Raw genomic sequence first — 12,664 nt, 5'->3', positions numbered from 1 at the left:
ATTTTTTTTTTTTCAAGCAGAAGACGGCATACGAGATTCCTCTACGTCTCGTGGGCTCGGAGATGTATATAAGAGACAGCCTCGGCGGCACACCGGCGGCATGTTGTGGAACCTCGGCGGCGCCGCAGCCCGCCGCAGGCCCCCGCCGCCGCACCGCCGCCTTCAGCCCGCCTCACACCACCCCCACCACGGTCCGGCGACACACCTCGTCCCACGGGGTCGGCTCGATGCCGAACACCGCGCGACTCTCGGCATCGTCGACCACGTACGGCGCAGTCCACTGGTAGCTCATCTCGGCGAGCTCCCGCATCATCGGCGACACGACCCCGAGCGCACGGATCGCCACCGCGGGCATCCGGTGGACGGCCACGGGTGCCTTGCCCGCCGCGGCCAGCACCTCGGTCAGCGCCTGCCGCTGGGTACGAGGAGCGTTGCTCGGCACCATCCACGTGCGGCCGTGCGCGCCCTCGTCCGAGGCCGCCGCCACCAGGGTCCTGGCGACGTCGAGCACGTCGGTGAAGGTGTGCGGCAGGTCGGTCCTGCCGATCATCGTCACGGCCTTCCCCTGCAGTGCGGCCGGCAGCACCCGCGTGACGTGCCCGTTCGCCCCGATGCCCGGCCCGACGTAGTCCGAAGCCCGGACCTCGACCGTGCGGATGCGTCCGGCACGGTGCGCGGCCAGGGCATCGGCCCACAGCCGTGCGCGGAGGATCCCCTTGTGGTCGGTCGCGGCGTCCGGTGTGTCGGCGCGCATCGGGCCGTGGACCGGGCCGTACGGGTACAGGTTCCCGGTGATGGCGTAGACGGCTCCGGTCCGCTCGGCAGCGGTGAGCATCGAGGCCGCGAGTGGTGGCCAGGTGCGCTCCCACTGGGTGTAGTCGCCGGGGTTCGCGCAGTTGTACAGCACGGCGGCGCCCTCGGCTGCCCGGGTGAGTGCCTCGGCGTCGGAGGCGTCGAGCGCGAGGTGTCCGACCCCCGACAGGCCGGTGTCGCGACCCGACCGGGTGGCGACGGTGACGTGCTCACCGCGTTCGGCGAGCAGCGCGGCGACGTGGCGGCCCACCGGGCCGGCGCCGATGACGAGGTGGTGGTGCGACATGGTCCCTGCTTCCGTCCTGGTTGCGAGAGCGGTGCTCTCGCAACCAGGATGCGCGCTCGGAGACGAAAGAGCAAGAGCACTGCTCTCATTTACGTGCAGTGCTCTCGTGTGGCATGGTGACCAGATGGCACCGACAGCACGCGAGCTCGCCCGGCAGACGATCCGGGCGGACATCCTGGCCGCTGCGCGCACCCGCCTCACCGACGAGGGACCCGCAGCGCTCAGCCTCCGAGCTGTTGCCCGCGACGTCGGCATGGTGTCGTCCGCGGTGTACCGGTACTTCCCGAGCCGCGACGACCTGCTGACGGCACTGCTCATCGTCGACTACGACGAACTCGGCGCAGCGGTCGAGGCTGCTGACGCCGCGGCCGGCACGGAACCGGGTGCGCGCTGGGTCGCCGCGTGCCGCGCGATCCGATCGTGGTCCGTCGCGCACCCGGGCGACTTCGCGCTGCTGTTCGGGTCGCCCGTGCCGGGCTACGCCGCACCGCGCGAGACGGTCGTGCCCGCCGCGCGGACGACGCTCGCGCTGGTGCGGGTGGTTGCCGATGCGGTCGCGTCCGAGGGTCCCGTCACGTCGTCTCCGGGATCGGACGGGAGGCCCGGATCACCCACCGCGCCCACGGCGGCTCCCGGGGTGGCCGGTCCCGCCGTCGCGGACGCTGTGGCCACCCTGCGGTCGTTCGGCATCGCACTGCCCGACGAGGTCCTGGTCCGCACCCTGATGGCCTGGTCGACGGTGTTCGGGACGATCTCGTTCGAGCTCTTCGGTCACTTCGTCGGCTCGGTGTCCGACGGCGCCGCCTACTTCGACCAGGTGATCGCGCGGCTCGCCGACGACCTCGGGTTCGCCGCCGCGTTCTGACCCGGTCGTGCGGGTCGGCCCAGGACGTTGTCCACGACTCGCACTCCGGGCCTGACAGAGTGCCGGTCACTGCGGTAGACAGGTCCCTACGCCGAGGTCGTGCCCGACGACCGGAGCGGACGGCCGGCACGGTGTCCCCTGGGCAGCGGCCGGACGGCACCACACCCGGGCGTGCGCTGCGGCCGGGGTCCGCGCGGATCAGGAGGCACCCTTGCGACGCAGCTCGGCCGGCGACCCCGCAGACGGAGTGACCGGGTGACGGCGCTCGAGGTCAGCCGCCAGGACCGCCGCCGGCTGACCACCGGCACGGCCCGACGATCGCGGTCCTCGCACGGGCACTCGACGTCAACCGCGACGACGAGGCGCAGCCGATCATGCCGCTGGCGACGATCTCGGTGACCGAGGACATGGCGACCGCCATGCGGCTGCACGGGCTCGGCTGGAAGTCGGCGTACCACGACGAGATCCTGGCGAGGGCCTGGCGCCGGAGGACCTGCCGACCATGCTCGTGCAGCGGCTCCGCTGGGCGCAGGGCACCATGCAGGTGTTCTTCCGCGAGAACCCGCTGGTGCAGAAGGGCCTGTCCTGGGGCCAGCGCCTGATGTACTTCTCGACGATGTGGAGCTACCTGTCCGGGTTCGCCGCGATCGTCTACATCGCGGCCCCGGTGCTCTGCCTGTCGTTCGGCGTCGTCCCGGTGCAGGCCTACAGCGTCGACTTCTTCGCCCGGCTGATCCCGTTCCTCGTGCTCAACCAGCTGCTGTTCTGGGTGGTGGCCGCCGGCAGACCCACGTGGCGCGGGCAGCAGTACTCGCTCGCGCTGTTCCCGGTGTGGATCGAGGCGGTGACGAGTGCGTTCGAGAACGTGTTCCGCGGCAAGCCGCTCGGGTTCCGGGTCACGCCGAAAGTGCGCGACGAGACCGAGCAGAAGCCCCGGTGGGACCTCGTCAAGCCGCAGCTCATCGCGATGGGGGCGCTGGTCGCGGCACTGATCCTGATCGGCATCCGCTACCTGACCGGGCAGGCGTCGGGCATCGCGCCGCTCGTCAACACCGCGTGGGTCGTCTTCGACCTGTTCATCTTCAGCATCGTGATCCGGGCCGTGCTCTACCGCGGCCCGGGCACGGGAGTCCAGTCAGAGCACGAGTCGAGCACCGCCGGAGGACCACTGTGAACGCCGAGACCACCTTCGACGTCGCCGCGACGCCCGCGTCGCTCGACGAGGTCCAGGACCGCTTCGGCGTCTGGTGGGACGGCCTCGGCATCGACGACGCCCGGCTCCGCTTCGCGCTGGAGACCGCGCTGGCCGAGGTCGCGGCGAACATCGTGGAGCACACGATCCGTTCCGACCAGGAGACCGGTCGGCGCTACACCGTGCGGCTCGAGTCGACCGACCGAGCGCTCACCGCGGAGCTCACCGACAACGGTCTGCCCGTGGACATCGACCTGAGCGCCGTCACGATGGCCGACGTCGAGCAGGAGAGCGGACGCGGTCTGGCGCTCGCGATCGCCGCCCTCGACCGCCTGGAGCACCGGCACGAGCACGGGCACAACGTCTGGACGCTGGTGTGCGACCGCTGAGGCTGCTGGCGGCCCGCGTGGTCGCCGTCCTCGTCACGATCGCGACACTCCTGCTCGGCGGTGCACTGCCGGCGTCCGCGGTGACGGTGCACACGGCCGCGGCGACGGAGCCGGCGAGCGGGACGACCTGGTTCGGCCGGACCTCGACTGGGGCGACGACTCCCCGGCGGGGTACGAGGGACGACTCGGTGCGACGCCGTCCATGTACGGGGTGGAGATCGACTACCCGCTCGACCGCTCGGCCCGGCGGGAGCTCCTCCGCGCGACGCGTGCCGCGGCGACACAGGGTGCGGTCCTCGTCGTCAGCCTCGAGCCGGGGCAGTCGCTCCGCTCGCTCGACGTCGCCGACGCCCGCGCGGTGAACACGGTGATCCAGGAGGTCCACGACCAGTACGACACCCAGGTGCTCGTGCGGTTCGCGCCGCAGATGAACGGCACGTGGGTGCGCTGGGGGCAGCAGCCGACCCAGTTCGTGCAGACGTTCCGGACGCTCGCGACCGCGGTGCACGGCGGCGACTCCGACGCGCGCATGGTGTGGTCGCCGTCGTACGGCGCCGGGTACCCGTTCGGTGAGTCCGCGGGACGTCTGGCGGACCTCTCCGCGACCGACGTCGCGAAGCTCGACACCGACGGCGACGGCGAGCTGACCGCGGCCGACGACCCCTACGAGCCGTACTGGCCAGGCGACGCCTCGGTGGACTGGGTCGGCTTGTCGATGTACTCCTTCGGCAAGGGCAAGTCGACCGAAGCCGCCGGTCGTGACGTCCCCCTCACCCGCAACGACGTGCCGGAGCGCGGCGAGGTCGAGTCCCGGTTCGACGAGACGTGGGGCTACGAGCAGCAGCAGGCGGACAGCTTCTACGACCGCTTCGCCGTCGACGGCGACCGGTCGATGCTGCTCGACACCGGTGCGCTGTACGACCACACCCGCCGGGGCGATGCGGAGCTCCCGGTCAAGCAGGGCTGGTGGCGGCAGGTGATCACCTCGGTCCAGGACCGCCCGTTGATCCGGGGCGTGACCTTCCTCGAGACGAACCGCCGCGAGCCCGAGGCCGGCAACCGTGTCGCCGACACCGCGACACCGCGGTGCCGGGGATCGCCGGTTCGTTCCGCACCGACCTCGAGCGCGGCGACCACTTCGCCTTCGGGCCCGTCACCGACCGCATCACCACGCAGCAGCGCAACGCCGCGACCGACCAGCAGTACGACACCGGCGGCGACCAGATGGCGTGGATCGTCTGGGTCGCCGTGGGCCTGGCGGTGGTGTTCCTGCTGAGCGGGCTGTTCGGGCGGTTGCTGCCGAGCTGGCGCTACCCCGACGACGGGAAACCCGGGCGCGACCTGCGGCTCGACCTGTTCCGCGGGTTCATCATCCTGGCGGTGGTGATCACCCACATCGAGATCGGCGGACCGTACTCGTACCTCACGCTGCACGCGGTCGGTGCGATCACCGGTGCCGAGATGTTCGTGTTCCTGTCCGGCATGGTCCTCGGCATGACCTACCCGTTCGCCATCAAGAAGTTCGGCGAGTGGGCGGCCGCGATCGGGGCGTGGAAGCGTGCCCGCAAGCAGTACCTCGTCACGCTCGTGGTGATCGCTGTCGTCTTCGCGCTGAGATTCGTCCCGTTCCTGAACACCGACGCGATCACGACGTTCACCGACCGGGGGACCGGAACCGGGGGCGTCGGTGCCGAGGGCCGGGTGTACGACCTGTACCCGAACGCGATGCAGCTGCTCGGCTACCCGCCGCCGTGGTACGCCATCCGACAGTTCCTGCTGCTCGAGATGGGCCCGTGGCCGTTCAACATCATGGGCCTGTTCGTGGTGCTGAGCCTGTTCATCCCGCCGCTGCTCTGGCTGATCCGCCGCGGCTTCTGGTGGGTGGTGCTCGTCGTGAGCTGGGCCCTGTACGTGTTCCAGGCCGCCCGCTGAACTCGCAGTTCGAGGCGGTCTTCCCGCTGCTCACCTGGCAGGTCGTGTTCACCCACGGACTCGTGCTCGGGTACTACCGACGGCAGATCATCGGCGCGCTCACCGGGCGGCTCGGCAAGGTCCTGGTCGGCATCGGTGTCGGCGGCTACGCGGCGTTCCTGGTGTACGTCTGGGCGGCGAACCACGCCGGGTTCACACCGGTCCCGTTCCCGGCGTCGATGTACGAGGACCTGTACAACACGGCGTACCAGCGGGTGGACCTGCAGTGGGGCCGACTGGTCGACATCGCGTTCTTCGCGATCGTGTCGTACGCGATCCTGACGGTGTTCTGGAAGCCGATCTCGAAGGCGATCGGCTGGCTCTGGATCCCGATCGGGCAGGCGAGCCTCTACGTCTTCGTGTGGCAGGTGTTCTTCGCGCTGGCGATCGCGTCGATCCCCGGCGTGCCGTGGGGCGACTTCTGGATCGGCTTCGTGGTGCACTCGGCGTTGATCCTGCTGGCCTGGTACATGGTCCGCAAGAAGTTCCTGTTCTCGGTCATCCCGCGCTGACGCGACCGCGGGACGGACGGGAGGCCCGTGGCGGCGTCGCCACGGGCCTCCCGTCCGTCCTCGGTCGCGTCCACCGCACGTTCCGCGCCCGACAGGAGCGGTCGCGGTCCCGCGACGCGCCGCTCACGTCCGCCGAGGTTCCGATCGTGAGCCTGACGGCCGCCGACATGCCGAGATCTCGGAACCTCGGGGGAACACGCGCGGGCGTGCCGGGCGTGCCGGGCGTGCCGTGCGCGCTACGGCGTGGGGACGGGGGCGCTCAGGGCCTCGCGCACGGGGCCCCAGGCGGCCAGGCGGTCGCGGACCGCGTCGTGCCGCTCGGCGGCGAGTGCCTCGACGTGTGCGCGCTCGAGCACCTCGTCGATGACGATGCGCTGCCCGGTGCGGGTCGACGCGATCGCTGCCTCGACCATGGCGAGGCTCATGACGTTGCCGTGCACCTCACCGTCCGGGGTCTCGCCGGAACGCACGGCGTGCACGAACGACGTCAACGCCCCGGCGATCTCGTGCCCCGCGCTGGCGGCGGGTGACGGCGTGCCCGCGGTGCCGTCGAGGTCGCTGGACGGGTCGTGGTCGCCGTCCCACAGTGCGGTGCCGGCCGCACCCGAGGCCCGCCAGTCGCCGTTCCACGAGGTCTCGGCCCCCGGCGCGCACCACGAGCCGTCGTACACGTACCGGATGTCGTCCTCGAAGGCGAAGACCGCTGCCGCCGCCGCGTCGCCGCGGTACCAGGACCACGACGGGTTCCACGACTCGCAGTACACCGACACCGGGTCCCGTTCGAGCACGTAGCGGGCGGAGTCGAACGCGTGGATCGCCATGTCGAGCAGCAGGACGTCGTCCATCTGCTCGCGGAAGCCGCCGAAGTGCGGGGCCTTGGCGAACCGGGTGCCCAGGCCGCCGATCGCGCCCAGGCCGCGCACGTGCTGGCGGAACGCGACGAGCTGGTCGTTGTAGCGCCGCGACTGCGACACCATGAACAGCTTGCCGGTGGCCTCGGCGGCCGCGGCGAGCGACAGTGCCTCGGCGACCGTCTGCGCTGCGGGTTTCTCGCCGAGCACGGGGAGTCCGGCGTGCAGCGCCTGCAGCGTGACGGGGTGGTGCGCGACCGGGACGGTGATGTCGAGCACCGCCTGTGCACCGGTCTCGGCGGCGAGCACGGTCAGGTCGGTGCCGACGGGGATGCTCGGGTCGCCGGCGTGTTCGGCACCGGCCCGGGCGGCGTCGAGGTCGAGGTCGACGATGCCGACCAGCTCGACGTCGGGGTCGGCGGCGACGGTGCCGAGCCAGGCCCGACCCATGCCCCCGGCGCCGACCTGCAGGACGCGGAGCGCGGTCACGCCTGCGCCCCGGCGTGGTCGTCGACGGGGGCGTCGTCGACCGGAGCGTCGTCGACGGGCGCGTCGTCGAACGGGCCGCGGTAGTGCTGGCCCTCGAAGTACTCGCCCAGGTCGTAGCGGCGGAGCGTCGGGATCTCGCGCTCGCGCTCCGGCCGCGCCCACTCGGTGGCGTTCGCGATCACGCGGCGCACGTCCTTGTGGTGGTACACGGGGAAGTCCTGGTCGCCGGGCGAGAAGTAGAAGATCTTCCCCAGGCCGCGGCGGTACGTCATGCCGCTCCGGAACACCTCGCCGCCGGTGAAGCCCGAGATGAACACGAGCTCGTCGGGGGTCGGTACGTCGAAGTACTCGCCGTACATCTCCTGCTCGGGGATGACGATCGGGTTCGGGACGCCGCGGGTGATCGGGTGCTGCGGGTTGACGGTCCAGACGAGTTCTTGGTCGTGCTCGCTCCGCCAGCGAAGAGTGCACGTGGTGCCCATCAGCTTGCCGAAGATCTTCGACCAGTGGCCGGAGTGCAGGACGACCAGCCCCATGCCGGACAGGACGTGCTTGTGCACCCGGTCGACCACGGCGTCGTCGACGTCCTGGTGCGCGGCGTGCCCCCACCAGGTCAGGACGTCCGTCGCGGCCAGGACCTCGTCGGTCAGGCCGTGCTCGGGTTCCTGCATGGTGGCGGTCCGGACGACTGCATCGGGCAGGTTCTCGCGGATGCCGTCGGCGATCGCGCCGTGCATGCCGTCGGGGTACCGCTCGGCGACGTGCTGCTCGACCTGCTCGTGGACGTTCTCGCCCCAGACGGTGATGCGCAGCGGGGTGGTGGTCATGGTGTGCCTTTCTGGCTGGGGTACGTGGTGGTGTCGGTCCGGAGCCGTCACTTGACGGCACCGCCGAGGGCACCAGCGGAGATGTACTTCTGCGCGAAGATCAGCAGGACGGCAGCGGGCAGGGACGCCAGCACCGAGGTCGCCATGACGGGTCCCCAGTCGGTGACGTTCGAGCCGATGTAGTTGTAGATGCCGAGCGTGATCGGTCGCACTGCGGTCGTCGACGTCAGGGTCAGGGCGATGAGGAAGTCACCCCACGCGCCGAGGAACGTGAAGAGCGCCGCGGTGACGATGGCGTTCCGGCTGATCGGCACGACGATCGACACGAACGCCCGGAAGTCGCTGGCGCCGTCGACCAGTGCGGCCTCGACCAGGCTCGGCGGGATCGACTCCATGAACGCCCGCATGAGCAGGATGGCGAACGGCACCTGGACCGCGCTGTCGGCCAGGATCAGCCCGACGTAGCTGTTGAGCAGCCCGATGTTGTTGAACAGCGTGTACAGCGCGTTCGCGATGACGATCGCCGGGATCATCTGGGTGATCAGCAGCACGAGCAGGAACACCCGGCCGCCGCGCATCCGGAACCGGGCCAGCCCGTAGGCGGCCGGCGTCGCGATGGCCAGCGTCAGCAGGACGGTTCCGAGGCCGATGATCATGCTCGACAGGAAGTTCTGCCCCTGCTGGGCGAACGCGGCCTCGTACCCGGCGAAGGTGGGGGAGAACGGGAACCACGTCGCCGTGGCAGCCCCGGACGTCGCCTGCAGGCTGGTGTTCACCATCCAGTAGACGGGGAACACCATGATCGCGAGGAACACGCACCCGAGGATCGTGAACGGGATGCCCTTGGCGGAACCGCGCGGGCGGGGTGCCCGGGTGGTCCGCTTCGTCGTGATCGCGCGGGTGGCGGTGACGGTCTGGTTCGCGAGTCCGACGCTCATTCGTCGACCGCCTTCCGGGAGATCGCGATGTAGACCATCGCGAAGACGAACGAGACGACGATGAGCACGTTGCTCACCGCGGCTCCGATGCCGAACTGGAAGTTGATGAACGACTGGTGGTACGCGTTCGTGGCGAGGGTCTGCGTCGAGTTCGCCGGCCCGCCGCCGGTCAGGCCGAGGATGATGTCCACGACCTTCAACGTGTAGACGACCCCGAGCACGACCACGACGCTGACCACCGACCGGATGCTCGGCCACGTGATGTACCAGAACGCCTTGAACCCGGTGGCGCCGTCGAGCGACCCGGCCTCGTAGAGCTCCGGCGGGACGGACTGCAGACCGCTGTACAGGATCGTCGTGTTGAACGGGATGCCGAGCCACACGTTGACGCCGATGACGGCGATGAGCGCGAGGCTCGGGCTGACCAGCCACGGGACCGGGGCGATGCCCACCAGGCCGAGGAGCTGGTTGAGCGCCCCGCTGTCCTGGTCGAGCAGCCACTTCCACACCGCGCTCGAGGCGATGAGCGGCAGGAGCCACGGCAGGAGCAGGAGCCCCCGCAGGAAGCCCGACAGCGGGAAGTGCCGACGGAAGAACAGCGCGAGGCTCAGCCCGATGACGAACTGCAGGATGATCGAGCCGGCCGTGAACAGGGCGGTGTTCACGAGGCTCGTCGTGAAGACCGAGCTCTGGAACACCGAGATGTAGTTGCCGAGCCCCACCCAGGGTGCCTCGCCGGTGAAGAAGGTCGCCGTCGTGTAGTCCTGGAAGGACATGATGATGTTCTTCACCACGGGGTAGCCGAAGAAGACGGCCACGAAGACCGCCGCTGGCACCACGAAGAGCCATCGGGTCACGCCGGATCGGAACCGGGCTCGTCGTTGCCCGGGTCGGGGTGTCGTCACGGGCGGGATCGTCCGTGGTCGTGTCTGTGTCGAGGCGCTCACGCCGGGGTCCTTTCCTGCACGCCGGAGGGAGCCGACCGGTCGGCCGGCTCCCCGTGGACTACTGCTCTTGCGACTGCGCCTGCTTGAGCGCTGCCTCGGGGCTGGCCTTGCCGGTGAGGGCGAGCTGGACGGCGGTGTAGATCTTCGTGGCGGCCTTGGGCCAGTCGGGTCCGAGCTCACCGGTGCGCGCGCGAGCGGTCTGCACCGTGGTGACGAAGGACGCGACCTGCGGGTGGTCCTTCGCCCAGGCGGCGCCGGCCTCGAGGTTGGTCGGCACGTTGCCGCTGACCTCGGACAGGGTCTTCTGCATCTTCTGCGAGTGGAGGCAGCCGACGAACTTGCCGGCGAGCTGCATCTTGTCCTTGTCGCCGGTCTGCGGGACGGTGAACGCCTCGCCGCCGAGCGGTGCGACCGTGGCCTCGCCGGTGCGCGTCGGGATCGGGACGCTGTCGAACTCGAGGCTCTTCTTCTCGTTGAGCGCCGGCAGCTGCCAGGGACCGTTGATCATCATCGCGGCCTTGCCGGCCAGGAACTGGTTGTTGACGTCCGCCTGGGCCCAGTTGATCGAGCTCTTCGACATCGAGCCGTCGTCCTGCAGGTCCTCGACGAGCTGCAGCGCCTGGGTGGCGTCCGCGGTGGCGATGTCCTTCTCGTCACCGCCGTTCGACCAGAAGAACGGCAGGAACTGCCAGGTGCCCTCGTACGTGTTGATGTTGCTCATCGCGAAGCCGTAGGTCGAGCCCTTGGTGAGCTTCTTCGCCGCGGCCTTGAGCTCGTCCCACGTCTTGGGCGGCTGGACGCCGGCGTCCGCCAGGAGCTTCTTGTTGTAGTAGAGCGCGATGGAGTTCGTGTTCGACTGCAGGCCGTAGAGCTTGCCCTTGTAGGTGCTCGCCGCCTTCACGCCGGGGACGTCGCCGTCGGCGTCGAGACCGTAGTCGGACAGGTCGGACAGGGCACCGGAGGAGGCGATCTGCTGGACGTCGGGGTTGTCGAGCATGAGGACGTCGGGCAGCGTCTTCGACGATGCCTGCTGCAGCACCTTCGCGATCAGACCGGCGCCGGCGACGTGGTTGATCGTGACCGTCGCGCCGACCTCCTTCGCGCAGGTCTTGTAGACCGGGTTGTAGTTCGCGTCGTAGTAGTCCTCGATCGTCAGGGCCTTGCTGCCGCCCGACGAGGCCGATCCGGAGCCGGAGCAGCCGGACAGGACCAGGGGGATCGTGGCGACGACGGCGACAGCGCCGACGAGGGCGCGCGTCCGGCGGGACATGGAGGGGAATCTTTGCTTCATTGCAGAGCTCTTCTCTTGACGGGTGCTGGGGCAGGCACGCATCGACGAGGCCGCTGACGTCATCGTCGCTGTGCTCCTGGGGCGAGAAGCTAACAGATAAGCGCTTCACCTGTAAAGCGCTTTTCTGACTTCGTGCGCGCTAGGATCAGCGCCATGGCCACGATGCAGCAGGTCGCCGATCGGGCGGGGGTCTCGATCGCCACCGTGTCCTTCGTGGTGAACGGGACGAAGTACGTGACCCCCGGCACGACCGCGCGGGTGAAGACCGCGATGCGCGAGCTGAAGTTCCGCGGCAACGTCGTCGCCCGGGCCCTGGCGAGCCGGCGGACCCGGATCATCGCGCTGCTGTTCCCGACCACCGGCAACCGCTTCAGCCCGACGACCTCGCAGTTCTTCATGAGTGCGGCGGAACGGGCGTCCGAGCGGGGCTACCACCTCGTGCTCTGGCCGGTGGACCCCGCTGGAGACGACCTCGACGACCTCGTGTCGGGTGGGCTCGTGGACGGCGTCATCCTGATGGAGGTGCGGATGGACGACCCCCGCGTCGCCGTCCTCACCGACCTCGGCGTGCCGTTCACCCTGATCGGCCGGACCCGCGACAGCAGCGGTCTGCCCTTCGTCGACATCGACTTCGAGACGACCATCGAGGACAGCCTCGACCACCTCGAGACGCTCGGGCACCGCCGGTTCGGACTCGTGCTCGAGGACCTCGAGGGCACCCCGATGGCCGGCTACGCGCCACACCTGCGCGTCGAGGCGACCTTCCGGCGCGCGATCGCCGAGCGCGGGCTGGCCGGGACGGTCGTCACCGCCGGGCCGGGCAGCGACGGTGGACGGCAGGCCACGAGCGACCTGCTCGCGGCGGACCCCGACGTCACGGCGCTGCTCGTGATGAAGGACGACTCGTCCGCCGGCGTCCTCGTCGGCCTCTACACCGCCGGGCGGCGGGTCCCCGAGGACGTCTCCGTGCTCAGCATCGCGTCGTCCGAGGCCAACGCCGACCAGCACTACCCGCGGCTGTCGACGATGGTCGCCCCGGGTCAGGAGCTCGGGATCCGGGCCGCCGACGCCCTCATCGAGCAGCTCGACGGCACGTCCGACGACCTGCCGCACTTCCTGCTGCCGTGCACGCTCCGCACCGCGGAGTCCACGGCCCCCGCCCCCGCCTGACCACCTGCCAACCCCATCCGAGTCTCGACGCCGCGTCCCCGAGACTCGGGTGCAGCGACAGTCCTCGCGCCGGCGCCCCCGAGGACTGCCGCCCACCCCGAGACTCGGCCCGCGCCCGTGACC

General features: G+C 70.1%; 12 protein-coding genes and 1 pseudogene. 7 read left to right on the top strand and 6 right to left on the bottom strand.

All coding sequences use genetic code 11. The features are described from left to right. Positions 1–172: 172 nt before the first annotated feature. Complete coding sequence (locus tag GVL05_RS18785) at positions 173–1,099, bottom strand: NAD-dependent epimerase/dehydratase family protein (protein ID WP_159574129.1); 927 nt, start codon at positions 1,097–1,099, stop codon at positions 173–175. Between the two features lie 124 nt (positions 1,100–1,223). On the opposite strand from GVL05_RS18785, the gene GVL05_RS18780 reads away from it, so the two are divergent. From GVL05_RS18780 to opgC (GVL05_RS20300), 6 genes and pseudogenes are all read left to right on the top strand, one after another. Beyond that, positions 1,224–1,964 (top strand): TetR/AcrR family transcriptional regulator, encoded by a 741-nt coding sequence (locus tag GVL05_RS18780; protein ID WP_159574128.1) that lies wholly within the window; start codon positions 1,224–1,226, stop codon positions 1,962–1,964. A 335-nt stretch (positions 1,965–2,299) separates the two neighbouring features. Next, a pseudogene (locus tag GVL05_RS18775) lies at positions 2,300–3,138 on the top strand (glycosyltransferase family 2 protein); the annotation flags it as partial. Beyond that, positions 3,135–3,545, top strand: coding sequence for an ATP-binding protein (locus GVL05_RS18770; protein WP_159574127.1), 411 nt, complete (start codon positions 3,135–3,137; stop codon positions 3,543–3,545). The pseudogene GVL05_RS18775 and the gene GVL05_RS18770, both read left to right, overlap by 4 nt. Positions 3,546–3,756: 211 nt before the next feature. Beyond that, the gene (locus GVL05_RS18765) at positions 3,757–4,821 is read left to right on the top strand and encodes a hypothetical protein (protein ID WP_159574126.1); all 1,065 of its coding nucleotides are present in this window, start codon (positions 3,757–3,759) and stop codon (positions 4,819–4,821) included. Further along, entirely contained in the window at positions 4,770–5,477 is a 708-nt protein-coding gene (gene opgC, locus GVL05_RS20305) for an OpgC domain-containing protein (protein WP_159574125.1), read from the top strand. The genes GVL05_RS18765 and opgC (GVL05_RS20305) overlap by 52 nt, the downstream gene beginning before the upstream one ends. A 44-nt stretch (positions 5,478–5,521) precedes the next feature. Beyond that, entirely contained in the window at positions 5,522–6,028 is a 507-nt protein-coding gene (gene opgC, locus GVL05_RS20300) for an OpgC domain-containing protein (RefSeq protein ID WP_268839703.1), read from the top strand. 236 nt (positions 6,029–6,264) lie between these two features. Here opgC (GVL05_RS20300) and GVL05_RS18750 read toward each other — a convergent pair whose 3' ends face one another. The 5 genes from GVL05_RS18750 to GVL05_RS18730 all read right to left on the bottom strand — a co-directional run bounded on the left by GVL05_RS18750 (position 6,265) and on the right by GVL05_RS18730 (position 11,350). Continuing rightward, complete coding sequence (locus GVL05_RS18750; protein ID WP_268839701.1) at positions 6,265–7,368, bottom strand: Gfo/Idh/MocA family protein; 1,104 nt, start codon at positions 7,366–7,368, stop codon at positions 6,265–6,267. Next, positions 7,365–8,195 carry a ThuA domain-containing protein gene (locus GVL05_RS18745; RefSeq protein ID WP_131878128.1) on the bottom strand — a complete coding sequence of 277 codons (831 nt, stop codon included), beginning with the start codon at positions 8,193–8,195 and terminating at the stop codon, positions 7,365–7,367. The genes GVL05_RS18750 and GVL05_RS18745 overlap by 4 nt, the downstream gene beginning before the upstream one ends. A 47-nt stretch (positions 8,196–8,242) precedes the next feature. Then, a complete protein-coding gene (locus GVL05_RS18740) occupies positions 8,243–9,133 on the bottom strand; it encodes a carbohydrate ABC transporter permease (protein ID WP_111084887.1) in 891 nt (296 codons plus the stop codon). Further along, positions 9,130–9,990 carry a carbohydrate ABC transporter permease gene (locus GVL05_RS18735; protein ID WP_111084886.1) on the bottom strand — a complete coding sequence of 287 codons (861 nt, stop codon included), beginning with the start codon at positions 9,988–9,990 and terminating at the stop codon, positions 9,130–9,132. Before GVL05_RS18735 ends, GVL05_RS18740 begins: the two co-directional genes overlap by 4 nt. 148 nt (positions 9,991–10,138) lie before the next feature. Next, positions 10,139–11,350, bottom strand: coding sequence for a sugar ABC transporter substrate-binding protein (locus GVL05_RS18730; protein ID WP_123294666.1), 1,212 nt, complete (start codon positions 11,348–11,350; stop codon positions 10,139–10,141). A 174-nt stretch (positions 11,351–11,524) separates the two neighbouring features. Between GVL05_RS18730 and GVL05_RS18725 the strand changes: the two genes are divergently transcribed. Next, on the top strand, positions 11,525–12,541 hold the full coding sequence (locus GVL05_RS18725; RefSeq protein WP_173170643.1) for a LacI family DNA-binding transcriptional regulator: 1,017 nt from the start codon (positions 11,525–11,527) through the stop codon (positions 12,539–12,541). Positions 12,542–12,664: the final 123 nt, after the last annotated feature.

The sequence above is a fragment of the Curtobacterium sp. 18060 genome, from assembly GCF_902706105.1.
Classification (GTDB): domain Bacteria; phylum Actinomycetota; class Actinomycetes; order Actinomycetales; family Microbacteriaceae; genus Curtobacterium.
This window is presented reverse-complemented; position numbering and strand designations above follow the sequence as displayed.

Bases quoted from the DNA above. Each gene is read 5' to 3' on its own strand.
- GVL05_RS18745 (WP_131878128.1), bottom strand. From the start codon at position 8,195: ATGACCACCACCCCGCTGCGCATCACCGTCTGGGGCGAGAACGTCCAC.
- GVL05_RS18725 (WP_173170643.1), top strand. From the start codon at position 11,525: ATGGCCACGATGCAGCAGGTCGCCGATCGGGCGGGGGTCTCGATCGCC.
- GVL05_RS18740 (WP_111084887.1), bottom strand. From the start codon at position 9,133: ATGAGCGTCGGACTCGCGAACCAGACCGTCACCGCCACCCGCGCGATC.
- opgC (WP_159574125.1), top strand. From the start codon at position 4,770: ATGGCGTGGATCGTCTGGGTCGCCGTGGGCCTGGCGGTGGTGTTCCTG.
- GVL05_RS18780 (WP_159574128.1), top strand. From the start codon at position 1,224: ATGGCACCGACAGCACGCGAGCTCGCCCGGCAGACGATCCGGGCGGAC.
- GVL05_RS18785 (WP_159574129.1), bottom strand. From the start codon at position 1,099: ATGTCGCACCACCACCTCGTCATCGGCGCCGGCCCGGTGGGCCGCCAC.
- GVL05_RS18730 (WP_123294666.1), bottom strand. From the start codon at position 11,350: ATGTCCCGCCGGACGCGCGCCCTCGTCGGCGCTGTCGCCGTCGTCGCC.